This window comes from Serratia sp. EC4 (assembly GCF_059652115.1).
Genome location: NZ_JBNIDE010000015.1, coordinates 1 through 24,101 on the forward strand (window position 1 = coordinate 1; position 24,101 = coordinate 24,101).

The window sequence follows — 24,101 nt, forward strand, 5'->3', positions numbered from 1 at the left end:
CTACCCCCCCGCCATCTGGGAGTATGCCACGCTACGATCTATGGTTAGGGATCTCAAAAATGGTCGATCCAATCTCCTAACCATGGACAGCCGTGACATCATTCAGGCCGCACGGCGGGCACTCGAACGGATCTTTATCGCTGGCCACCGCTATCACCGCTGCGGCGTGATGCTGGGCGATTTCACCAGCGAACGCGTGGCGCAGTTCGGCCTGTTTGACGACGTACCGCCGCGCAAAAACAGCGATCGGCTGATGCAGCTGATCGACAGCCTCAATCAGGACGGCCGGGCGCCGGTGTGGTTTGCCGGGCAGGGTATTCCCGATCGGGCCGATAGCTGGAAGATGAAACGACAGCGGCTGTCGCCGGCCTGGACCACGCGGCTGAACGATGTGCCTGTCGTGCGTCTGAAATAACGCTCTACTTCACCGTCAGCACACAAAACGGTGCTACTCTTAGCGAGTATCGACATTACTGAGGTCAGATCATGACACTTAACAGGAAGTTTTCCATCTTTATTGTAGCAATAGCCGTACTTATTCTTGGCGTGTTATTTTACCCGAAGAAAAAGTGCAGCGATTACACGCAGGAAGCTGTGATTGAGGCGATCAAGAGCGATTTCATCAACAATAGAATGGCACGTTGGACGGCAGACCCTGAATATTTGGGCACCCGAAAACCTGATATTCTGATAGACCGTAAGGAAGTATCGGTATCGGATGTCTACCAGATTCCCTTTACCGCCAGGGGTCCCGCTCACGAGAAAAAATATTTTGCCATTTACGCCTGCAAAAACGGCAGCATTGAGTATTCCACCAATGAGGGCGGCTAACCGCCCCCATCGAGACTTAACGGAACCCGTTGCCCTGAACGGCAATTTCACCGGGAAGGGCGATCTGATACTCAGTCCCCTTCATTTTATTAAGGACGACTGTTGACGCTTCAGCGATTGGCCCACGGTAATTACTCGGGTTTGCATCGTAAGTATCATTATATCCGCGCACAACCCCGTTATAATTCCAGGCTCCGCTGGTTTCAATTGTTAATGTACCTTCTGTCTTAAGCGTCACGTTCCCGAGATAAGCGGCAGGGATAATACCATCAAGCATCGTGTCTCTATTAAAGCGCTCCGAAATATTGAATGTTCCAACAGCACCGCTATTCACAATTTTCATTACGGGATCGATCTGATTTGGTTGAATGCGGAACCCTACATCCTGCATGTTGACGAATCTTTCACGTCCATTCCCCCATAGATAATGCGCCCAGGCAGTAATAGGTGTGGTTACATCGCCGGTTAGCTGACTGGATGCGTTTTTTACATAATCAAACTCACCTAATGGATGATTATTATACGCTGCCCATACACCTGCTTCACGATTATTTAAAAGGTGATTATCAGCCGCACACATATTCCTGATATTGTTTAATACGACCTGCATCGTCAGTGGGTCATTAAGATCATGCTCATTCATGTACTTTACAAGAAAATTAGCATAATCGACGCAGAATTTAGGGGTGCTAAAATAAGGCATAACAACCTGAATTAATACCTGCTGATTAGTCACTGTGGGGGTGCTTGGAACAAACAAAATTCCACCACCATAACCAGCAGCAGGGGCTGGAGGAGTCGTTGTTACTGTGATTGTATCGCTCATGGTTAATTCCTCTTTTGATTAAACAAGGTGCGTAACTGTATGCACAACCAGTAATTTATCCTGTCGATACCGTTATAGCGATTGAGCCGTGTTGTGCCCTTGCTCTCACAACAGCAGTGGGGTATGCGCGTTAGCGCATGGAGGCGACAGCTGAGCGGCAAGAGAACGCCATCAGGTCAGGGTCGCCGGTAGCGCGGCGAAGCCGCCCTGCTTTGATAGATTTCACCTATCCCATCCCTTGCCCTGTAAGACTAGTACTGCTAAACGCGACGTTAATCGTTGTGTGCGCGGTCGGAGTGGCCATGGCAAGGCGTAGCCGCCGCCGGGGCGTATCTCCGCGTTGGCGGGCCATAAGGGCCGCCTACGGGCGTGTACGATAGAACTTACAGCGATGCTACTCAAAGCGACTCAACTCCTAGTTACAACATCCATCATTTAAAGCGACACTGTTCCGGCCCTTTGGGCCGGGGCGGGGCCGCTTTTCAGCGGTGGTGAGAGGGTTTGTAGGGCTGAGGTTGGTGAGTTTGATTTGCTGATAATTTTCTTCGGTTTAGGCTTAGGGACAGGGTTTTTCGTCTGCAGCTGTTGCTGCAGGAGCTACTTCAGGTTTTGCCGAGTAAGATGGGGATGTTAAGGGTGATGTTGATTTTTGCCCGAGCGAAGTGAGGGAGGCACTCAACAGCAACGGCCCAAGCCGATGCGTTGAGTTACTCCCTTTTTAAAGGGCTTAGTTTGTTCAGAAACAACCTTCGAAATTAAGCATATTACTGAGTACTTTTTCGAAGTTAATGCAGATTACGAAGTTAATGTCGAAATTAAAGGGTTATTCCTCGTCGATCGCTATTGTCTGCGTCTCCGATCGACGCCGGCGGTCGCGAAAATCATGCCGGCATCTGCCGAAACAGGCCGGATCAATGGCCAACCAGGCATCAGCGGCGGGAAACAGGCAGCACAAAATCCCCGCGGGTAAGGCAGGGTAAAGCAAGCTATGTTCGGAAAATTAGGTTGGAATGGCGCCAGCACGCTCCAGCAGCAACCGGTAGAAAGCCTCCGGATCACTGTTCAGCAGTCCAGGCTGTTCACGTTTGAGCGTATTCTCCAGCTGCATCGCCTTCAGCGGCGAGCTGCCCATTGTCCACTGCACCCAGGCCTGATAAAAACCGTTCTGCTTCTGGCGACGGGCGGCGGCCAGCTTTTTGATGCCGGCGGCGGTGTCATCCAGCAGCGTATCCAGCCGCTGCGTGTCCTGTTGCCGCCTGGCCAGTTCGTTGTCAATCACCAGCTCCGCGTTGCGCTTGATGTTTTGCAGATCGGGACTCACCACCCAGCGGCGGATTTTTTTCAGCCGGTTTTTCAGCGAGTGCTTGCGCTCAATGTCGATCCCCAAATGCGCAATGCGCACTAGGTGACGCTCGTATTTCTTGCGCAGGCTTTCCGTCAGTCCGTTTTTGATGGCCCACAGCCGGTACTGGTTCAGCCATTGGCGAATTTCGTCCACCTGGATGCCGCGGCTGGTGAAGAAGTTCTCTGTCAGCCAGATACGCAGTGGTTTGTTCTGGCCGGTATCGGTATCCTGCCCGCGCGACACGATGAGATAGTCCAACTGCTCGAGCACCGACAGCGCGTGCAACGCCACATCATAGGCTTTGCGGCCGCTTTCGTAGACGTGCAGTACCCCCATGGCCTTGGCCACGTCTTCAAACGGCAGCATGATCTCAAATGGGTAGTCGCTGTCCGGGTTATAGTCGCAGTTGGCGCCCAGCACGAGGGAAAGCACTGTCAGCGCCTCACGGCTCTCCGACCGCGCGGCAATACGCATCGGTTTGGGACGGTAGTCGGGGTTGTTTCGCTGTGTGTATGGGATGTAGCCCTGCCGGCGCAGCTCGATCAGATCATCATTACGCCGCCAGTCGTGACTGCTCATGCGAGCAACTACTTTGCTTGCCATGCCCTTCGGCACCCGGCAGCACAGATTGGGCGTATAGCGACGATGAATTTTTTGTTGCCCACGCCGAAGCGCATTAGCCTCGCCACGCCGGGAGCCACGGGATTCATTGATGTGGTGCTCAACATTCGCAAATTGGCTATTCAAGTAGCCCTGCGCTTATGTTGCGCCGAAGGAGTTGACCTTTAAAAGGCATAAAACTATACTCCCTGCATAGAGCAACAGCTTCTATACAGTTTTAGTTAGGGCCCCGATTCTCTTCTCGTTCCGCCAAGATTGAGGAAGATTATCGGGGTTTTTGCTTTCTAGTGTTCCGGCAACAGCTCCCGGAACCACTTCCCTGCCACCTTGCGGCGTGGCCAACCAAAAATTCTGCTAAACGATCAGTAATCTAGCACTCACTGCTACAACGATCAAGAATGTGATGTCGTTGCATTTTAAATGTGTCGTGTTGACTCCATCTCAATCAAGCGCTCAATCATTTCTGCCTGTGTAATGCCTTCTCGTTCACACATGCTTTGAAGTTGATGTTTGAGTGAGTCTCTAACAAAAACACGGACTTCTTTGTGTGTGCTTTTCTTCCGTTCCAGAGAGATTTGCTGCCGTTCAGCGGCGCTCAACGGACTCCCCTTACGATAGGAACGTTTCGTTCTCGATGAGGAAGTTACTACGCTTGCGGCTTGTGTCATTTCAGCCTCCCCAAGGATCTAAAAAGGATCATTTAGCAGAGACTACTACAAAAACCTTGGCTTAGCAGCTTCAAAGCGATCTTTTCTGTCCAGAACATATGATATTGGCGGATATTGCCCTACATACTGAGCTCTGCATCATCGATTTTTTTACCGTCTTATCGAACCAACCAGGCGAGCAACGCCAGCAACAACAAGTGCCCTACATAGCCGTACAAGAAAAACCCCCGCGGCAACAGTCGCCGTTGATTGAACGGCGTCGCCAGAGGCAGCGTCCCCAGGATGAGCACTGCCGGCAGCAGCAGGCCGGCCAGCATCATCGTGCCGCCCAGCTCGGCATTGAGCATCAGCACCAAGAGCGGCCAGGCCACGATCGCCAGACCGCGCACCGGCCAGACGGCCGTCACGTACCCCGGCAGGGAAACGCACAGCCCATAACTGGCCAACAGCAACAGAACGCCGGCAGTACCGTAACTGCCGTCTGTGGCGCCATACGCCCACCACAGCGCCAGCAAAACGCCGCCGGCCAATACCGGGTTAGGTGCGCCCTTGCGCATCGGCAACGACGCCACGGCCAGCGCCTGTGTCACGGCAGCGAACAGGAACAAAATATTCGGATCGGTAAATGCCAGCCCGTCATGACGCATCACCAGCCAATAGCCCGGCTGCGCAACCACAGCCCATATCCACAGCCGAGTCGCCTGCGTCTGCCGGACAGGCCGCGACGCCAGGTTGTACCCCCACAACAAGGCGAACAGCGGAAATGCTCCCCGCCCCAGCAGCAGCAGAACCGGCTCATTTAGCCCCAGCGCGCGGTTGGCGTGATCGACAACCATCAACACCAATGCCAAAAATTTCAGTACGTCCTGCTGCAGGGGGGTGAAGCGCACCACCTCGCGCACCTGCTGCAGTTTTCCGCTGTGCGGATCAAACATCGCCATCCGATTTCCTTTCTCAATAAGTCGACTGCCAGTCCTGGCCCTGCGCCCAGCGGGATTGCCAGTGCGCCAGGTACTGTTTGGCCACCTCCGGCATGTCGCGCAGCACCACCACATTTTCTGAGTTGGCGCGGTGTGCCGATCGGCTGAAATTAAAGCTTCCCGTTTCGGTCGTCACGCCATCCACGACGATCACCTTGTCGTGCAAAATTTTATAGCTGTTCACCGTCCTGACGTTCACGCCGGCGTTGGCCAGCAGGTTCATTGCTGCCCGGCCGGCGCCGCTCTGGTTGGCCTGCGCATCGACCACCACCCAGACAGCCACCCCGCGCCACCTCCGGCGAAGTAAAGGCGTACCCCATCAGGCGAATATCGCGCTGCGCCTCCCCGATAACGCTCAGTACCAGCTGCTGCGCCGACCCTTCCGGCGAAAACCCCACCTGTACCGCCGGCACCGCCAACAGGGGCGATGCCGGCAGCCAGCCGCTGAGCACCAGGGCGGCAACGCCAAACACCCGAGCGGGGAGTCGCGGTGCCTTATTCATGCGGGGCCGCCCTGTTCAGCCGCGCCTGCAGGTGCTTCATGCCCATGTAGACCAACAGCGGCAACGGGATGAGCGCATTGCGCCAATACAGCGGCAGGTCGCTCAGAGTGTCCCACTGCACATATCCCCAGAGCATCACGGCCCCGGACAGCAAGACCGCAGTGGTTAACAAGACGCCCTGCGTCGTTGATACGTTTTGAGTTGTGTTCATCCGTTCTTCCTTTAGGTAATGCCGTGCGGGACAGGGGCTCGTCACCTGTCTCGCACGGCGTTGGACAAGCGCAGCGCGTCAGTCGCCGCCCAGGGTTTTCTCTTTGTTCAGTTCCCGCTCCGCATGGGTATCCCGCACCAGGTTCTGTTCATCCTGCTGCAGCCGGCTGCGTGTCGATACCGGCTCGCGCGCCACCTGGCGGACAGCGGCATCGACCCGCTGTGCCGCATCCTGCCCCATCACCTCCCGCATGACCGCCTCCGGCAGACGCGCTTTCACGTCCTCGGCGCGCAGTTCGCCACGCGCGAACAACGCACGCAGCTGCTCATCGTTAAGCCCAGCCAGCAGCTGCGGGTCAGGGGCGTTCGGTTCACGGCCCAGTTTTTCGGCCTGCGTCTGCAGTTCACGCTGCAGGCGTTCTTCCGGGCTCTCCGGCAATGTGATGGCACTGTCGGACGCGCCGCTCTCCCGTGCAGTGGCCTTGAGCGTCTCATCGTTCACCCACACCCTGCCGCCGGTCATCGCCTGGGGGTTGAACGGCACGTCGTCACCCTGCAGGCGTACCACCACGCCACTGTCGGGATAGCGTGCCGCCAGCCGGATACCGTCCTGCATCGTCCCGGCCAGCCTGGTCTCGTTGTTGCGGCTCCCCTGCAGCGCCACGAACTGCGCGCTGTCACTGCCGAGCACCCGCCCTTGCGTCGGCAGTCCCCCGACGCTTTTCCCCTGGGTGTTCGCCAGAGGCGCCAGCCAGGCGCCGGCCGCTTTGCCGTTGGCGTCATACATCGGCAGCATGGCGTGCGGTTGGGGGTATTTCTTGCCCGGCGACACATAGTGCGCCAGCGTGTCGCCGGTAAGTTGGCTACCGCGCAGCACCGCGCGTCCCAGCGCGTTTTCGGATAACGAGCTCGCTTTGCCGTAGAGATTGGCGGCCGCTTTCTGGCTGCCCGGCGCCATCCCCAGCACCGCATCATGGGCCGTGGTGCGCGCCTTCGCCTTACCGATGGCATTCAGCCACCCGGCTTCGTTGTCGGTGTACACCTGCACGTGCTCCTTGGCGCGCGAGAGCGCCACATAGGCCGACGCCCGGTTGACCAGCGGCTCACGTCCGCCCTCCACCCCCTCGAGCGTGATGGCAAAACGTTCGCTGGCACCCTGGGCACCGTGGGCGGTGATGGCATAGGCCAAATCGACGTGCCGGTCTTGTTGCTGCTCGCGGGGATTGACGGTACGGGTTTGCTGCCCATCGGAAAGCGTGACCATGTCACCTTTTATCGCTTCGACCGTCCAGACGCTGTTGGCCACATGCCCGCGCTCGACGTCCGATTTCGAGAAGCGCATGCGGTCGCCCACGCTCACCTCGATGGTGCGCGGGTTGTACAGCGTGACGCCTTCGCGCACCGCACTGGCCGGGGAAAACTGCCGGGTATTGCCCTCGCTGTCCTGCAGGCTGACGGTACGGGACTGACTGTCGATGTGGGCCATCCGGTAGTAGGTGTTATCCAGCAGGACGACGGCGTCCCGGTGACGCGCCCAGGTGTCCAGCTTGCGCAGCTCGCCGTCACGGATATTGGCGGTCTCAAGGATGGGCAGACTGACGGCTTCCCCCTTCAGCTCGCCCGCCGCTTTACGTTCCTGGTGAATGCCGGCATTGATGATGTGCCGGTCGGCATTAAGGTGAGTGATGATCAGCGTATCGCGCCGGGCCGCCTCGGTGCGTCCCAGGTAATCGCTGACAATCGCGGCATGAATGTCATCCGGCCCCTTGGCAGGGTATTCAACGACCGACTGCGCCGGCACCCAGGCATCGGCTTGTCGGGGCACGTTGGCCGGCGCCACGGTGCGCACCACGTCCAACGCGCCGGGCACATCGTTTTCAATCATCTTGTACACCGCCGGCTTCAGCTCGGGGGTCTGCCGCACAATCTCTTTCATGACCGCCATGTCGATTGCGCTGCGCCCCTGCGCCAGCCGGAACGGCGCGCCCGGCGCAATCGCTTCCAGCTGAGCCTCGTCACCGCTCATCACCGCGCGGCCGTTGCCCTCGGCAATCAGCGCGTAGGCGCGCGCCATGTCGCTGTTGCCCACCATCGAACTCTCATCCACCACAAACAGCGTGTTGCGGTAGTCCGGTTTCTCGCCGCTGGCAACCTTCAGCCCCTCATCGTGCAGGAACGACGCCAGCGTTTGGGCATCGACGCCGGCCGCCTGCATTTCACCCACCGCACGGTGCGTCGGCGCCAGCCCGACCACGCGGGGCCGCTCGCTTTCAGGCAACTGCTCTATCCCGGCGAGTACCGCCTTGAACTGGGTGGTTTTCCCCACACCGGCATAGCCCTGGATGGCCACAAATCGGTCGGTCGTACCGAGAATGAGGTCAACACTCTCTTTCTGCCCCTGCGTAAGCGAGCTTTGACTCGATGCCAGTTGATTTCTCGCCGACTCACTCATCAGCGCCGGCATACTGTCTTTGCCGTCGGCGATCAGACGAATAATGCTTTTCTCCGCCTCGAAGCTGGCGCGCGAGACCAGCAAGTCCGCCCCGACGCCGGGTGCAACATCCACTTTCAGTAGCTCCCCGCGTTTGACCTGCGCCTCGATTTCCGTCTGGATGGCCTCCATCGACACGCCTTTGGCCGCAAAATCGAGACTGCCGGCGAACAGTTTGGCCTGACCAAACGCAACATTATCCCCTTCCAGCGTCGGAACGGCCAAATGAATGGCCTGCTGCGCCGGAGTAAACAGCCCCGATTTTTGCCCGGCGATCGCGGCATCAAGCGCCTCCTCCCCGGCCAGTTGTTTGAGCTGCTCGCCTGCCAGGCGGTACGCCGGATGCTGGGCGACTTTCTCCTGCGTCTTGCGCGCATCGAGCGCTGAATAGAGGGTGATATGCCCGCCACTGCGGGCGATGCCACTCAACGTGGCGCTGTTAAGCTCGTTTTTCTTCACCGCGGCATAGACCGCCGCCGTACTGCTCACCGATGCGCCGAGGCTTTCCACATACGCCGGCGCCACCTTGACGGCGCTGAAAACATCGCTGCCGACCGCAAGCGCTCGGTCCGCCGGCTTCTGCGTCGCATCCGGCTCGCCGGCCACGCGCACCTGCAGCTCGCTGGCGCCGGCACGAACAACCGTCAGCGCCGTGCCTGCCTTCAGCGCATCCTTTCCCCGTCCTTCCTGGCCCAGCACCCGCAGGCGTTCGCCGTCGGCCACCGTCATCGTGCCGGCCCGGAACAACGACCAGTCCTTGTCCACGGCTTTGACGGCAAGCGTGTGCTTTCCACCCTCGGCGTTACGCAACACCAGGTTGCGCGTTTGCGCACCGACCCGGTCGATAACGAACCGCTCGCGCTGCCGGCTCTCCGCATCCCAGCGCTCCATCACCATGCCTTCCCGGTAGGTATCGATGGCACCCCGATTTTTACTGTCCAGCCACACCGGTGTCAGCGTGGCCACATGGGTCTCTTCCCGTCCCAGCAGCCCGGTATCTTTCAGCTCGTCACGGATCATGGCCGTCAACATCCGCTGGTCGGCCGGGCCGTTTACCTGCGCGACCGCCGACCGGTCTTCAGCCAATGCCTGCACCACGCCTTTGGCCAACTGACCGAAGCGCTGGGCCTTGTCCGGCTCGCTTACCACCTCCGCCGGCACAGTCTGACGGCCACTGAACTGATAGCGAGGTACACCGGCCTCCTTCATGACGTCAAGCGCATTGCCCGTCCCCTTGCGCTTTTCGGTATCCATCAGCACCAGCTGCACGTTGTTACGCACGGCGCCATCCAGCAGCGCTACGGTCTCCTTGAGCGTCAGTTTCTCCGCCTGATCAACGACCAGCGTGCTGTTCGGCGCAAACAGCGCCTCGCTGCCGAGCGCGGCGCGCGTTACCACGCGGCCTTCATCGAGATGGACGCTTTGCTGCAGATACTGCTGTGACTGCCGGTCAACGGTCAGCACGGTGGCGTCGCGGCCCTGCTCACGCGCCAGCTCCACCACTTCCGCCACGCGGGAACGGTTTACCGATGCCCCCCCAATGCCCGACAACACCGCCATCGCCGGCGCATGCTGCGCCAACTGCTGCACGCCATCGCTGTAGGTTGGTATGCTGCCGGTGCGCGGGTCAGCCTTTGGCGCGCCTATCACCACCGCGCTCTCGTCAAGGTGCGTGCGGCTCAACTGCGCCACGCTCAGTTCATCGAGCAGATGAATATCGGAGGTAAAGACGCCCTTCTCCTTGTCGAGCGGGATAAGCTGCTCGCGCTCGATGGCGCGGTCAATACCGTCACGCACCGCGTCCAGCATGCCCGGCTCCCCGGAGAGGTAGCTGATGGCCTTGTTGGCCACCTGGTTGTGCGTAAAGTTGACCTGCCGGTCAGAGAGCGCTGAAATGGCCTGTCCCACAGCCTGGTCGACAAGCGCGTCGCCTCCCGCTTCCAGCGGTGTCGGAGACTGCGTCACCATCGTGCGAGACTGCGCCTCCGCCAGATAGGCTTTGGCATCAAAGCCGGCGGACTTCATTTCCTGCAGCCATTCGACCGCCAGGGCGGCCGGGTCGCTGGCGACCTTGGCCTTGCGGGTATCGAGGGTTGCCATATCCCGTGACTTGAGCGAAGCATCAGGGCCGGCGGCAGCGTCGATGGCGTGGTTGCGTTTGGAAAACACGTCAATCACGTTCTCCATACCTTTAAACTCCCACATGCCGTGCGGGCCGACGTTCTCGGTTTGATACCCCATGGCTTCCGTATCCTGGCGCAGCACATGGCGGTATATCTGGCCGAAGGCCACCTGATTCGCATACACACTCTCGATAAACCCGGTTTTGCCGACCGTATCGGAGGACAGCGTCTGCCATTTCCCGTCATGCTGCGTGACGTTGGCCACCACTGCATGCGTGTGCATCTGTGGGTCAAGGTCGCGTGAGGTATCGTGGTTAAACAGCGCCGCCACCAGGTTGCCGGTCAGCCTGGTCTCGGAGACACCCTCGCTCATGCTGCGGGTTGAGGCCAGTTTCTCCACCTCCCGCACCGCGACTTCTACCGCGTGGTTATGCGCGGCAATAAGGCGTTTATCGCCGCCCAACATCGCCATGATGGAGACACTTTTGGGCGCCGAAAACGTCAGGTCATAGCCGGGACGGTGTTTATTCTCACCACCAACCATGCGGGTCAGGTCACTGCCGTCCGGCAATTTACCTTCCAGCACAGCCACGAAATCTTTGACGTCCACCTTGCCAGTTAAACCCAACGCTTCTGCGCCCTGACCTACCCAGCGTTCGTCCATACTCCCCAGCACGTAATAGTTGTCCTGATGGGTGTAGTAGTCGCCGGCTTTACCGGCGGGTCCGACCTGGCCAATGCTCATCATCAGAATTCATCTCCCGGTTCGCTGTCCCCATGATGAACTTCAGCCAGCTCGCGCCGATGCCTGTCGATATTGATGTTGGTCTCTTCCCGGCGCTGCATGGCTTGCTGCCCCATATCCTGCTGCTGCGCCTGCCAGGCTTCATATTGTGCGATGTCCACAACTTCGCCGTCGCCACTGATCCCCGGCGGCAACTGCTCGGCCTCTTCCACTCTGGGCTTGAGTTCTTGTTCCGTACCGCCGCCTGACGTGGCGGCCCCCGTCGTGTTGGCCGCAGTCGATATCGCCGGTTTGTCGCTGTCAACTTGCCCGGTTACAGGCTTCTGATCGCCTTTGTCCGTTATCCTGGCGGTCCCCGGCGCTGTCACGGTCTGAAGGCTCTCTTCCAGCGGCGCGAAGAGCGCACTAACATTGCCGAGCACCAGTTCACGTCCATCCAGCGCTGTCTCCAGACGGTTATCTGCCTCCAGGTCGAGCTTACGCTCGATAAATGGTGGGGCCTTCTGGTTGCGCTTTTGGAACTTGAGGGTCATTTTTATCGCTGGATAGGGGCCAGGAAGCGTGATGTAACAGCACAGATCGGGCAGTGACTGAATATCGCTGTAGCTCACCAACCCTTCGCGCTCTTTGTCCTTACCCAACGACACCCCGTCTCTGACCGGGTCTGCACCGTAGGAGTATTGTTCGGAGGCTTTTTTCTGCTCCTTCTCGCCGATTTCACCGGCGGCGAACTCTGCGGTTTCCTTATCGGGGGAGCGGAAGAAGAATCGGGTGTTGAGAACCTGAATCAGGGAAGCGGCCGACTTGACGCCATAAATGTCCTGCAGCTGGGCATACGACTGGATACCCAGCACGAAACATCCGCCAAACTTGCGTGTCACCGGGATAAGTGAGACCAGATCCGGCAGCTTATGCAGCGTCGGCAGTTCGTCAGCAAAAATCCACACCCGGCGGTTAAGGTTGACGCCCATCGAGAGCAAACTGTGTGAAGCCACCGACAACCACATGGAGATCAGCGGCTTGAGGGATTTGTGGCTGTCATCGTTGGAGGTCAGGAACAGCCAGCCGTTTTTGCCGCCGTCCTGCACGCCGCGCATCCAGTCGCGGATAGTGAACGTGTCACCCAACGACTCGATGCCCTGCAGGTAGCGGATCGATTTGGCGTAGTTGGTCAGCACCGAACGGATGGAGATGGCGGTCTTCTCGATTTTACCGTCCACCAGGTTCGACGCCGGCGTGCCTTCCAGATAGGCGCGCAGACGCGGCAGGTCGATAGACAGCAGCGTATTGAGCAGCTTGGCGTAGCTGCGATCCGGATCGTTACGCATACGGTTGGCCGCTTCCGCAAAGATGGTGCGGGCGGAACCCTGCCAGAACGGATCTTCGCTGCCGCTCATCGGAATAAGAATATCGGCGACGTTCTCAAAGTCCTGCAGCGTCAGGCATTCCGACCACAGATCCCAGGACACGCAGCGCCCATCGAGCGGGTTGAGTACCTTGTCGATTTTGGGGTCATAGTAGTCCTTGATGAAATCACAGGATTTGTCGTACACCACCACCATGTCGCCGCGCGCCCGCGCATAGTCCATCAGCTTGCGCATGGTGACCGATTTACCGGTCCCCACGCTGCCCTGTAGCAGGATATTCTTGATTTCCGAGTCTTTGACCAGCGGCAACGCGTCGATATGGATATCCGACGCCCGGTTGTCGCGCCGGAGCATTTTGGCGACGTCGACAGGCTTGTCGGTCAGTGTGCGGCCCCCGGTGACTTCGTCCTGGCTTTGCTGCTTGCCCTGACGTCCCAACACCCAAATGGTGACGATACCGCCCACCACACAAGCCGCCACGCCCACGCCGGCGGCAAACACGGCCTCACGCCAGACCAGTTGCCCGCAATAGACGACATAGCGGTCGGCCAAGACCTGACTGGCGGTGTAGACCAGCTGCTTGCCGTAGTAGTCGAGGTGATAAACCGACTCGGAAGGCGTAATGCTGGGCCAGCTGTCGAGCATTCGTACCCACCAGTAAATCAGGCCGTTGGTGAGGTTCTGCATCGAAATGCGCCACAGTAGGACGTTGACCGCCACGATAAGAAAGGCGATAAACAGGCCGTAGAAGATCAGGTTACCAATCTGGGCAAACATCCGCAGACGCATAAAGGCGATCTGCCCGCCCTGCGTCATGTCCTTAGCGTTAAAGCTCATCAACGCCTCCCTTCGCCGCGTCCAGAATGCAGGCTTCCCGCTCGCTGTAGGTCAACCGACTGAGTGCCAGCAGGGCGCCACGCATCACATGCGAGGGGTTGTAGAAGGGATTCTCAGCCACCATGCGCTGCAGACGCCCCAATGCGCCGTCATCCAGCCGCAGGGTGGTGGCATGGTTCTTGTTGTGCGCTTTAGCCACCGTTACTCCCCTCCCTGTTTACGGGATTTAAGGAGTTCCAGCACCGAAGTAAAGGCGGATAGACGGTAGCGGCCGATGTCGGCAGAAAAGATAAAAGCCAATATACAAAAAGAAAAAACCGTGGGAAAAAGGTATTGCAAAGCACCCGCCTTGCTATTTTCTGACACCAGTCCGGCCAGCACATTTATTACAATAAAAACAGAAAGATATATCACAATTTTATTGTTGATCATTGCAACTATCTTCGAACTTTTTCGAAATGACTCTGGCAACGACAAATAAAGGCTGCGAACATTAAAAATAGCGATACTGATAATAAATCCAAAAAATACCCCAAACCCCATTGCTATTAAAGTACCTTCACTTGGTGTAGTGAAAAAGCCAAAAGTGAACGCCGGCCAAACAGCTAACCACAGTACAAAAGCGAATCCTGGCCAAGCACAGGCCCAAAAATCGGGGATTCTTATATCACCGCTGTCTACAATTGATTTCAAAATCTCAGTTTCTTCTTTCACTGTTTTGTGTGTAATAGTCATTTTCCACCCCGTTCTTTATTAAATTTTTCTTGCATATCGATTGCGCGCTTCGTTAATTCATCTTGCGATTTAGCCCCAGGCGCAGCACCTTGGCGTTGTTTCTCATCTGCATATGCTTTGTTCTGTGTATCACGAGCAGAAGTATGATTTGTCTCAAGCGCCCCCCTTTGATTACTGATCTGCTGCTGTTGCGACGTGATCTGGCCTTGCGTCTCCCGCTGCTGGGTATGATTATTTTCAATCATCCCCTTAACCTGATCGCCTACATCACTTTTGATCCCCGCCGCTGCGGTTCGCTCGTCTACCGCACTTTGATGGCGTTGATGGTCGCTGGTGATGTCGCCGGCACTACCACCGCCCCCTGTAGAACCCATCGACGCCCCCAGCCCCTCGCGATTGACCTGATATTGTGCGTTCACCTGCGGCGCCACCTGGTCACGTACAAACTCGCGGGCCAGTTGCTGACGCGCAGACACTGCCTCAGATGAATGCCCGGTCAAAATATTTCCGGCCTCATCAGGTGACCGCTGCATCACATACTGCGCAAACTGCTGACTCAGGTTCTCACGCATATCGGCGCTGAGACTTTCGGTACGGGAAGCTTGCTCGGACAGTTCATGGCTGCGGGTGTGCGCGCTGCTGTACTGCTCGTAACTGCTCTTGGCCCCGGACAATGATGCCGACAGCTGATCGACACGCGAGTCCGCGTTGTTGTCGGTATGGCCCCCGGACTGGCTGGTGCGCTGACTGGTCAGATAATCCATCCCCTCCTTAAAGTCAGCAGCAGCCTGAGCGCTCTGATCGTGACGTGCATCCTGGCTGCCACGCGTGCCGCTACTGGCTGAGTGTGAATCGGTGTCAGAACCCCTGATACCTGCGTTTAATCCAGCATAACCTTCTATCGTTGCACCATTACCAAAGACTCTCACGCCGGCAGAACCTCGAGTGCCAATCCTTGATTCAAAACCTGCGGTAGCATCGACAGATTTGGCAGCCAATTCCTGCGTCGCCTGTTCATGGCTGATATTGTTGGCCTTGGCATAGCTGTCCACCGCGCTGGCCATCTTGTGGGCGGCGATACTGGACTGGCTGTTCTGCGCCGTATCGGCGCCACTGGTCATCGTGTCGCTGCTGCCACGCTGACCGGTGAACTGCGACAGTTGCGTCCAGGCGCTGCTGATATTGCTGTTGAAGCCGTGCATCGCCGTTTCTGCCTGGCTCTCCGCTTCACGCGCCATCTGCTGCTGCGCCGTCGAGATTTGACGTGTCACGCCAATATCTACCGGAATGCGCGACGTCGAGCCGGTGGCATCGAACACCTGGCTGCCGTCGGCGGTCCGGGTCTGGCTGCCGCCGGTGCCCAGCTGTTTGGTCATCTGCCCGGTGCGCACCACGCTGTTGGTATCCCAGGTGCTGCCGGTGACGTTATCCGACTGCATGTTATTGAAGCTGTAGTTGGCGTCCGTCGTGGTGCTCGCTGCCGCACTGCTGGCGCCGGCCGCCGCGTTGTTGAACGAGTGGCCGATGCTGTTCAGTGCGTTGCCCAGACCAATGGCGATATACCAGGAGATGAACGGGATAAACATCGAGATATAGCCGGCCGTGGTGGCGATGTCTGAGTAGTTCAGCTGCACCACCGACAGGTTGGCCAGCACCACCGGGCTGCCCATCTTGCGGGCGTAGAAGGTCATGGCACTGTTGAGGATGGCGTACAGCAGCGGCCAACTCATCAGCCACAGCCAGGCGAACACGTAGCCCTTGAATACCTGCCAACCCTGATTAACCAGCCCCACAAGGATGATCATTGGGAATACGCCCATCATGATCCCCATCATCACCACATGCAGGGTCGGTAACATGCGCATCGCCACCTGGCCCATGGTGGCCTGCGACAGCCGCTGTTTCTCCAGCGCCGAGGTGGTAGCGATATTGAGCATGCCGGCGGTGTCGTTACTGCGCGAGGCGTAGCTGAGTATTCCGCTGCGCAGGCCGTTCATCACCACATTTTGCTTGATGATGTCGGAGGCCGAGTTCTTGTTCTGGTAAAAATATTGGTAGCTGTTGCCGAGCAGTTGGCCGAACAGCAGGTCGGCATCCGGTTTTCCGCCGAACAGCTGACGGGCATAGTAATGCCAGGTCGGGCTGCCGGTCTGCCCTTCCAGACCCAGCATGTTCTTGAGCGGCGCAGCCGCCTGCTCGCAGGTCATGAACTTGCCGTCCTTGCCGAACAGGCCGCGCAGCGGGCTCGGCTTACTGAAGATGAGCGTGTACGGGTCAGCCGAGTTCATCAGCTCGTTCAGGCTGTATTTGCGGTTTAGCAGGATGTCGCCAATCACGCAGTTCTGCACATAATCGGCAAACAGGTCGGTCAGCTCCGGGTTTTGCGCGGTAAAGTCGGTGCTGCGCGCCATTAAAGAAGAGCCGAACAGCATGCCGGTTTGACTGTAGGTCGCCACATCCGGCTGACTGAATACCACCTCATAGCCTCGCACCATTAGCATGCCGAACTGGGTAAACAGCGATGCCGGCAGGGTGATGCCCAGCGGCACATTATCGACGACATAGACGTCCCGCGGGTTGGTGATATCGACGACCTGCACCCGCGGTCCACTGCTCACTACTATGGCAACGCCTATCAACACAAAAATCCAGGTTAGGATATGCATGATGTCGTGCGTGCGTATCCACTGCACCATCAGGACATAGAGGCCGGCCAGTGTGCCCACATGACGTATGTAGTACCAGCTGTCGGAATGCAGGAACGCCGCTACCGCATTGAGGGTCTCGCGCATCCAGTCACCGCCGCCGATAACGTAGATTTCTGCTGCCATTATTGACCTCCCCCGAAACGATAATTGTCCTGATAACGCGTCAGCATGCGTGCCGACACCTGCTGGCGCATGTAACGCATCTGCTGGTCAACAACCAGCAGCGCATCGGTCTGCACCTGCACCCGGGACTGCAGCGAGGCCAGCAGCTGGTTGGCCTGAGTGAAGTTGCTGTTGATTTGCTCCATCGTCGCCTCCGGGTAGTTGCCCACCGCCAGCATGGCGCGGGCGCCGCTCATCAGCTCTTGCAGGTACTGCAGCATGATGTCGTAGCCGACGTAATCCGCCAGACTGTAGACCAGCGAGTTATCGACACCCAGCATCTGCGGGTCGACCAGGTAGGTCAGCAACGGCACATGCGTGCCGGAAATCAGCCCCTTTTCCTTTTCGGTCAGCGGCACATCGTCCCGCGCCTTGCTCTTGATGCTGGTCAGCATGTCGAGAATTTGCCCCTTAAGTGCCCGTTCCGGGCTAATGGTGACGCTGCTGTCGGCCACCACTTTCAAGCACTTGTCGCTGTCATTGCAGTGATAGATGCGCGCCGTGCCGCCTTCCATCAGCGCCCGGATAATGCTCTGGTCGGTGGTTTTCGGCGCCAGTGGGGTAATTTCGCCGTTGGCGCCAAAAACCAGTGAGCCGGTCAGCGTCATCACAAACTCTTTCAGCTCCTTGTTGCCGCTGAACATCTGATTTTTGGAAAGCGCATCCCACATGATGTTGATGTTTTTGGAGACGCGTTCCTTGTCCTTCTCTCCGGCACGGTCGCGCACCGATTCGCCCTGCCCGCCCACCGTACAACCCTGACGGGATGCCGCCCAGTCGGCGAAGATGTTCGACTGCCCGGCGATATCCTGACAGACCTTCTGCTGCGAGACCTGGGTGCGCGGGAACAGCCCGCCGACAATACCCTGAGCGGCCTGACAGCTGCTCATGTTCATGCTGTTGATGTCGCTGGCCATCTTCTGGATGAAGTCCTTGGCATCCTTCAGCTCCGGCACCGTAGTCTGCAGCGCAAGGTCAAAGAAGTAGCCGGCGGCGTTCGACATGATCTGTTTGGTAAAGCGCTGCAGCTGTTCGCCATTGATAAAGCTGAACGATCCCAGGTAGGCATCGATACCGCCGCAGCCGGCATTGATATCCGGCAACGTCATCGACACCAGCTGTACCTGACGCACCCCGGTGCGCGCATAGATGGAGCCGCCGGAGGCATAACCGGCGGCCTGCCCCTGCCAGACGCCCGGCATGGTAGTGTTGGATTCAAACCCCAGCTTGTCGAAAAAGTGGTTCATGTCGCTGTTCATGTCGGCCGAGGCGGCGCCGACAAACAACCCGATCACCACGCCACAGCACAACTGTGTCAGCCTGCGTGTCATCGTGCACCTCCCCGCATCGTTGCGTCTTGCAACACCGTATCGAGCCGCGCCATAAAGCCGGCTTCATCCGCCGCCCCCTGGATAAGGGGGTACGTCGCCAGCGTATGCACATTCACCAAAAACGTCGTCGGCGAGGCCACCGGCAGGCCGGGGAAGAAGGTGCGCATCACGTCCGGTGGCGCCGGAATGGCTTCGGGAAACGTCTGGTCGCCCTGGCCGTCGAAGGTGTAAACAAACAGCGGGAAGCCGTGCTGTGCAGACATTGCCTTGATAAGCGGATCGAACTTCTGGCAATAGCCGCAGTGTCCCTGCATGAACAGCACCACCGTCCAGTCATTGAGGTTGACGCGCGCCCCGTTGCTGAGTGTCAGCCACCGTGCCGGTTGAGTGGCGGCGACGCGGCTATCGGTCGCCGTTCCCGCCTGTGCCCGCTGCTGCGCTGAATACTGCAGCTGAGCAATCTCATCGCGCGTGCTCGCGTTGGCTGTCGACATGCCCAAGCCGAGCAGCGCCAGTAATGTCATCATCATTCGCTCAGTGCGTTGGTGCATGGGGCTTCTCCTGAACAGGTTCATCCGCCCGCGACGCATCGGTGCTTTCAGTATCACCATGCTGCGCACGATAGGCCGCCTTCTCAGGTGCCAGCCTTTCATCCGCCACGCGGGTCGCAATAGCATCCAGAATGCGATAGCCGCCGATAACTATCAGGCTGACGGCTAACAGCTTGGCCAGCCCCCAGGCAAAATCCGGCAAAGACCAGACGCAGCCCGCTATCATGTTGCACCACAAACCCAGCCCGACCATCCACATGCCGGCAACGTCAACCTGGGGAAATTTGAATTTACGCATTCACGTTCCTTTAATAGTTCGGTTTGAAATCGGTTAACACGTCGCGGAATTGCCGCGCCAGGTCGTCCTGACTGATAAAGCCGTAGGCCAGTGGCTTGACCGCGCCGCTGCGCGGATCAACCAGCATCAGTGCCGGGAAGTGACTGACACCCAGCCGCTGCGCCTGCCCCGCATCACGCCGGCTCTCCGGCATCGCAGGGTTAACCACCCCGTCAACGGTCACCGGCACCACCGACAGCCCGTAGCTATCCCGAAAGCCCTTCACCACGCTCACCAGCTGGCCGTCGATAGGCTCGGCGCCGCGATAAAACAGCATCACGCCATAACGCTGCGCCAGCTGGCCGATGGCCTCGCGCTGGGCAGCGAAATCGGCCGCCAACTGGCTCTTTACCGTGCCGTTGTAATGACTGTGTTTCAGGTTGTAATCCAGCTCCGGGTGCGCCAGGAACGCGCGCTGCGCGGAGCGCTCAAACAGCCCCGCCTGCTGGGTGAAGTAGTTCTGCATCTGGAAGAACTTCACGAAGTTCTCCGTGCTGGGGTACAGGATGGCGTCAGCAAGCCGCTCCTTGAGCGCCTGCTGCAGCAGCTGCAGCTTTTCCAGTGCGCCGGCCGGGGCTGCCGGGGCTGCAGCCTGCAGTGGCATATCCTCGTCAGCGGGTTTGGATTCCCGCTCATACCACTGCCAGCCGCCGGCCTGCGCAGTGAACGCCGCGCCCAGCAGGCTCAGACCCAACAACGCTGCCGCCCTGCGGTTGGCCAACCCGCGTGCCGCCAAATTGACATTTGAAGTCCCGCGCGTTTTCACTTGGCTGCCTCCTGCATACGTTGTGCAATTTGCTGCTTAACCTTCTCCAGCAGTGCCGCGTCTTCGGGCACCTTCTGGTTCTTCATCAGGTCTTCATAGAAATTGGCGAAGTCCAGCTGGTCGAAGTTGATGCGCTGCAGCTCGTCTACGGTAATGCCCCGGCAGTCCGGTGATTTTGCGTCGCCAAAGCCGATACCCAGCTGCCATGCCCGCCCCTGCTGCTGAACAATCTGCGCCAGCTTGCTGTCGAACTGGCAGTAGCTGCGCTTCTTCTGCAGGCAGACACCCAGCACTTTCTTGCTGCAGTATTCGCCGACGCTGACGGTCAATTTGTTCTCTTTCGCCTTGCCCAGCGCCTTCTCTTCGCTGTCGCAGTGCGCCAGCCCGACGCTGTTACCCCACCCGGAGTCCTTGCAACAGTCGCTGAAACCGGCAAACGCCTTGCGGCAGGACTGTCCCTTACCGGTGAAGGCGCGCACATCGATGCCGTTCAGCGCCGCCACGTCCTTGCCGGCGGCCGCCACCGCGGCCAGCTCGGAAACGGCGTGCGCAAAGTCGTTGCCCTGGGTGCCCTTCTGCGCCTTGTCGCACTCCCCGTCCAGGCAGTACATCTGGCCACCGCACAACATCACATTCCCGGTGGTGCGGGTTTCGCAGGAGTAGGTCACGTTCTCGTGCAGGCACTGGCCATACTCATCGGAGAAGGCACAGCCGTGCGTGGCAATAGTGCAGGCCGGATTGTTGGCATAGGCTTCGCAGCTGCCCTGGCCGGCCTCCTGCAGCCGATAGGTGTCGGTAAAGCGCCAGCAGCTGGCCCACACCGGGTAGGTCTGGCCGTTGACCGTAACGGTTCTCTCGCCGCCCGGCTCACTGCAAACGGTATTGACCTTCACCGCCCCGGCCTCCTGCGCCAGTGGACAGTCGGCCGGTGTCGATGTGGTCGGCACCCAGACCTGCACCGACGAACTGCCGTCGAACTTCACGTAGAACACCATCGGCGAGCCGCCCCCGCCACCGCTCAACTGCCTGACCATCGCATCCAGAAAGGTATCCAGATGGCCACCGGGGTCCATGGTGAGGAATATATCGACCTGCTGACCCTGCGTGAGCGTGACGTTACCGACGTTCAGCGGCCGACTGCCCCAGTCCTGACGACCATAGCGCACCTCATTCCCCAGCAGTGAAAAGGCCAGCGGCACACCATAGCTGTGCAGATCGTCCTGCAGCTCGAGGTATATCGACCCCGTCGTGAGCTTGCCGGTAAACGGCGCCGTAAAGGTGCCGTGAATGCGGTTGCCCTCTTTCCACCAACGGATCATCGATTTATCGATGTGCGCGTTACGGTCTTCATAACGGGTCTCATGGTGGCCACCGATGTCGGTGGCGCGCTCGCAGGTGCGCATCACCGCCGTATCGCGCTCGCACACATGGCGGGTGAACTCACTGCGCGTCACCTGTTCGGCCTTGCAGTCCGGGCCGGTCTTGCCGACGATGCTCTCGGCCTTGCCTTCAATCTCCTTGCCGGCCTGAATAAAGGGCGCATCGTGAGAAATCGGCTCCTTGGGGTTCTTGAGCACCGAATCGGTCACCGCCTGCCCGACCTCGGTCTGGCCCCATGCGGTGCCGCCGTCGGTCTTGAGATTGTTGGCATCCCCGGCCGTCACGCCGCCGTAATAGCCTTTTTCTTTCGGGTTGTCGGTGTAGTTCGGCAACACGTTCGCCGGGTTGGTGTTCTGCAGCGTCCCTGTACCCTGACCGGCGACTTGTTTGGCAAACTCGCTGCCGGTCTGGAACACGTCATCACCTTCCGCCCGGCAATCGCCGGTGGCGAAGATAAACGTCCCCAGCACCAGGGCATGTGTTGCCAGCAGTCCGGGCAGTGACTTCACCAGGTGGGTCATTTTCCGCTCTCCTTGTCCAGCAGCGCCTGAGCCGTGGCGGCACAGTCGCCGTCTTTGGCGACCTTCTTCAGCGCCTGCGCCATCAGCAAGTTGCCGCGCACCACATCGAAGCCGGCCGCGCAGCGCACGACCAGCGCTGGCACGGCGGTGATGCCGAACTGGCTGTAGGGCTGCGGGTCGATTTGCACGCCGTCGATGCCGCCCGCTTCCACCAATTTTTGCACCCGCTGCACCGTTTCGCGCATGTCGCCATTCACCATGCCGCGCAACGTAGCTGGAATGCCGAAGCGACGCGCCTCTTGCAGCATGCGGCGCATTCCCTCCTCGGGAATAGCGAAGGACACGAAGTACAGCGCCCCTTCGGCCGGTTGCTCGGCGGCGTCCTGACGCTTTTTCGCTGCCAGCTGGTCAATAAAGGACTGGTCGTCCTGGGCCAGCGAACGCTGGGGCTGATTGCGCAGGAACTCTGGCACCGGGGTGTTTTGGTGCAGGTCAGCCGAGCGCTTTTCCTGCTCGCGCAGCCATGCCCGGTTGCTGTCCACCTGGACGATCGCCTGCTGCTGTGCAGTAGCAACAGAGTCTGCCGCCGTTTGCCCGACAGCGATCATCGGTACGGTTGCCGCCGTCAGGAGCACTGTCAGCAGCCCTATAGCCTTGCTGTATGTCGTCATGGCCTTCTCCTTATAAAAAGACGCAGTTACGCTTGCGCCACATGACGTAGCCGAAGTTCTTCTTGCTGGCCGGCGAGTTGTGGCCCACTTCCCAGCGCATCACACTGCGCCCCATCGGGTGACAGCGGGCGCTGTCCGGGTACATGTTCACCATCTGATAGCGCCAGCGCTCTTTCGGCATGATCGGCGACGGATACTCGAAGCAGACCGCCCGGTCTTTGCCGATGGACTCCATGATTTGCCCCTGGCGGTGCAGCTTGAACGCCATCTTTTCCGAGACCAGCACCGACGACTGCAGCGGACTGATTTCCTTGGCGACCCAGCCGTTGAACGGGTACATCGACCCCTGACTGCCGGCGCACCAGAACAATGCGTCGAGCGGCAGATGGAAGCCGCTGGCAATGGCGTCGGCCGCGCAGGCGCCCTGCGCCAACGGGTTGGCAAAGACCACCGCCTCCGGGTTGAGAATGGTGGTCAGGCTGCTGTCCACCCAGGTTGGATCGATTTCCGACAGGTAGGCGATATCCATGTCCCCACCCTGCAGACAGCCCGCGGAGGTGATGATGTTCAGCCAGTAGGTCAGCGGGTACTTGTACCAATGGACGTGATAGAACGCGGTGGTCACGTCCCCCTTGCCACTGCTGCCGCCGGTGCCGGTGCCAATCTTGCCGAGGTTGATGCTAAAGCCGCCGAGGTTGACCATACAGCCCGGCGAACGGGTCACGTCAGTCATGGCCATCGGCTCCCAGTACCCCATCGCCATCCCGATACGCTGAAAAATCGGCGGCGGCATGGGGCAGAACTGGATAGGGCTGCCCGGATTGCCGGTATCCGGCAAATCCCCTTTCCCGACCGGAATGCTCCCAATCGAGAGCGGGAAGATGCAGCGCCAGCAGATATCGGTGATCGGGTTAACAAAGCGCCCCTGACAGGCCGCATCCGCTGCCTGAGACGGTGCCGAAAACAGGCCTGCCGCGACCAGCAACGCCGAGAGCCAGCAACGGATCATGCGCGACGCTCCTGGCAATGCGTCGCCCACTGCGTTCCCCGGTAAATCTCTTGCACATCACCGGCGGCAACCATCCGGGCGGTGGGACGTGCCTCATCCTGCGGCGGTAATAACGCAGCCAGGGTGCCCAGCAGACTGTCGATAAGCGCCAGCTTGTCGAACAAATAAGGGCTGTGGCCGTCCTGATCGGCAGGAAGCTGTTCACGCAGCTCATGGGCTACCTCACGGCACTCCAGAATGCATTTGTAGATCCCACCCTTTGCCGACGCCGCCTGGCGGATGGCCATCAACTCGCCGTGGCGCGCGGCCAGCAATTGGCGACAGCTCTGCAGCTGATTCTCGGTCGCAATAAAACGTTTACGTGTCACAAACATACTGGTCCC

Annotated in this window: 21 protein-coding genes and 1 pseudogene; 2 read left to right on the top strand and 20 right to left on the bottom strand. The window is 59.0% G+C overall.

The features are described from left to right. Nucleotides 1-415, top strand: a 415-nt coding sequence (locus ACP39K_RS23480) for a DUF4113 domain-containing protein (RefSeq protein ID WP_497008924.1), incomplete at its 5' end; no start/stop codon positions are given. Between the two features lie 71 nt (nucleotides 416-486). Continuing rightward, nucleotides 487-831: a YebF family protein gene (locus tag ACP39K_RS23485; protein WP_411262078.1), complete on the top strand. Its 345-nt coding sequence runs from the start codon at nucleotides 487-489 to the stop codon at nucleotides 829-831. 16 nt (nucleotides 832-847) lie between these two features. On the opposite strand, the gene ACP39K_RS23490 is transcribed toward ACP39K_RS23485, so the two are convergent. The 20 genes and pseudogenes from ACP39K_RS23490 to ACP39K_RS23585 all read right to left on the bottom strand — a co-directional run bounded on the left by ACP39K_RS23490 (nucleotide 848) and on the right by ACP39K_RS23585 (nucleotide 24,092). Beyond that, on the bottom strand, nucleotides 848-1,657 hold the full coding sequence (locus ACP39K_RS23490) for a lipid II-degrading bacteriocin (protein WP_411262077.1): 810 nt from the start codon (nucleotides 1,655-1,657) through the stop codon (nucleotides 848-850). Between the two features lie 415 nt (nucleotides 1,658-2,072). Continuing rightward, nucleotides 2,073-2,186 (bottom strand): replication-associated protein RepA4, encoded by a 114-nt coding sequence (locus ACP39K_RS23495; protein ID WP_497008947.1) that lies wholly within the window; start codon nucleotides 2,184-2,186, stop codon nucleotides 2,073-2,075. 471 nt (nucleotides 2,187-2,657) lie between these two features. Next, nucleotides 2,658-3,605, bottom strand: coding sequence for a Replication protein (locus ACP39K_RS23500; RefSeq protein ID WP_310657579.1), 948 nt, complete (start codon nucleotides 3,603-3,605; stop codon nucleotides 2,658-2,660). 434 nt (nucleotides 3,606-4,039) lie between these two features. After that, on the bottom strand, nucleotides 4,040-4,291 hold the full coding sequence (repA, locus tag ACP39K_RS23505) for a replication regulatory protein RepA (RefSeq protein ID WP_071532852.1): 252 nt from the start codon (nucleotides 4,289-4,291) through the stop codon (nucleotides 4,040-4,042). A 158-nt stretch (nucleotides 4,292-4,449) separates the two neighbouring features. Beyond that, complete coding sequence (locus tag ACP39K_RS23510) at nucleotides 4,450-5,232, bottom strand: TraX family protein (protein WP_048797471.1); 783 nt, start codon at nucleotides 5,230-5,232, stop codon at nucleotides 4,450-4,452. Nucleotides 5,233-5,245: 13 nt separating this feature from the next. Beyond that, nucleotides 5,246-5,774 (bottom strand): annotated as a pseudogene (locus ACP39K_RS23515) (phospholipase D family nuclease). Continuing rightward, entirely contained in the window at nucleotides 5,767-5,985 is a 219-nt protein-coding gene (locus ACP39K_RS23520) for a hypothetical protein (RefSeq protein WP_497008925.1), read from the bottom strand. Before ACP39K_RS23520 ends, ACP39K_RS23515 begins: the two are co-directional and overlap by 8 nt. Before the next feature lie 78 nt (nucleotides 5,986-6,063). Next, nucleotides 6,064-11,346: a conjugative transfer relaxase/helicase TraI gene (traI, locus tag ACP39K_RS23525; protein WP_497008926.1), complete on the bottom strand. Its 5,283-nt coding sequence runs from the start codon at nucleotides 11,344-11,346 to the stop codon at nucleotides 6,064-6,066. Beyond that, nucleotides 11,346-13,547: a type IV conjugative transfer system coupling protein TraD gene (gene traD / locus ACP39K_RS23530; protein ID WP_497008927.1), complete on the bottom strand. Its 2,202-nt coding sequence runs from the start codon at nucleotides 13,545-13,547 to the stop codon at nucleotides 11,346-11,348. The genes traI and traD overlap by 1 nt, the downstream gene beginning before the upstream one ends. After that, nucleotides 13,537-13,746 (bottom strand): hypothetical protein, encoded by a 210-nt coding sequence (locus tag ACP39K_RS23535; protein WP_055313819.1) that lies wholly within the window; start codon nucleotides 13,744-13,746, stop codon nucleotides 13,537-13,539. Before ACP39K_RS23535 ends, traD begins: the two co-directional genes overlap by 11 nt. 2 nt (nucleotides 13,747-13,748) lie before the next feature. Next, on the bottom strand, nucleotides 13,749-14,282 hold the full coding sequence (locus tag ACP39K_RS23540) for a hypothetical protein (RefSeq protein WP_097103260.1): 534 nt from the start codon (nucleotides 14,280-14,282) through the stop codon (nucleotides 13,749-13,751). Further along, complete coding sequence (gene traG / locus ACP39K_RS23545; protein ID WP_497008928.1) at nucleotides 14,279-17,113, bottom strand: conjugal transfer mating-pair stabilization protein TraG; 2,835 nt, start codon at nucleotides 17,111-17,113, stop codon at nucleotides 14,279-14,281. The genes ACP39K_RS23540 and traG overlap by 4 nt, the downstream gene beginning before the upstream one ends. After that, nucleotides 17,113-18,483: a conjugal transfer pilus assembly protein TraH gene (traH, locus tag ACP39K_RS23550; protein ID WP_097103264.1), complete on the bottom strand. Its 1,371-nt coding sequence runs from the start codon at nucleotides 18,481-18,483 to the stop codon at nucleotides 17,113-17,115. The genes traG and traH overlap by 1 nt, the downstream gene beginning before the upstream one ends. Continuing rightward, a complete protein-coding gene (trbB, locus tag ACP39K_RS23555; RefSeq protein WP_497008929.1) occupies nucleotides 18,480-19,034 on the bottom strand; it encodes a type-F conjugative transfer system pilin assembly thiol-disulfide isomerase TrbB in 555 nt (184 codons plus the stop codon). The genes traH and trbB overlap by 4 nt, the downstream gene beginning before the upstream one ends. Further along, nucleotides 19,018-19,332 carry a hypothetical protein gene (locus ACP39K_RS23560; protein ID WP_110147672.1) on the bottom strand — a complete coding sequence of 105 codons (315 nt, stop codon included), beginning with the start codon at nucleotides 19,330-19,332 and terminating at the stop codon, nucleotides 19,018-19,020. Before ACP39K_RS23560 ends, trbB begins: the two co-directional genes overlap by 17 nt. Before the next feature lie 10 nt (nucleotides 19,333-19,342). Next, the gene (gene traF / locus ACP39K_RS23565; protein ID WP_497008948.1) at nucleotides 19,343-20,092 is read right to left on the bottom strand and encodes a type-F conjugative transfer system pilin assembly protein TraF; all 750 of its coding nucleotides are present in this window, start codon (nucleotides 20,090-20,092) and stop codon (nucleotides 19,343-19,345) included. A 41-nt stretch (nucleotides 20,093-20,133) separates the two neighbouring features. Beyond that, nucleotides 20,134-22,038 (bottom strand): type-F conjugative transfer system mating-pair stabilization protein TraN, encoded by a 1,905-nt coding sequence (traN, locus tag ACP39K_RS23570; RefSeq protein WP_497008930.1) that lies wholly within the window; start codon nucleotides 22,036-22,038, stop codon nucleotides 20,134-20,136. After that, on the bottom strand, nucleotides 22,035-22,709 hold the full coding sequence (gene trbC / locus ACP39K_RS23575; RefSeq protein ID WP_497008931.1) for a type-F conjugative transfer system pilin assembly protein TrbC: 675 nt from the start codon (nucleotides 22,707-22,709) through the stop codon (nucleotides 22,035-22,037). The genes traN and trbC overlap by 4 nt, the downstream gene beginning before the upstream one ends. 10 nt (nucleotides 22,710-22,719) lie before the next feature. Beyond that, nucleotides 22,720-23,718 (bottom strand): conjugal transfer pilus assembly protein TraU, encoded by a 999-nt coding sequence (gene traU, locus ACP39K_RS23580; protein ID WP_497008932.1) that lies wholly within the window; start codon nucleotides 23,716-23,718, stop codon nucleotides 22,720-22,722. Further along, nucleotides 23,715-24,092: a hypothetical protein gene (locus tag ACP39K_RS23585; protein WP_497008933.1), complete on the bottom strand. Its 378-nt coding sequence runs from the start codon at nucleotides 24,090-24,092 to the stop codon at nucleotides 23,715-23,717. The genes traU and ACP39K_RS23585 overlap by 4 nt, the downstream gene beginning before the upstream one ends. Nucleotides 24,093-24,101: the final 9 nt, after the last annotated feature.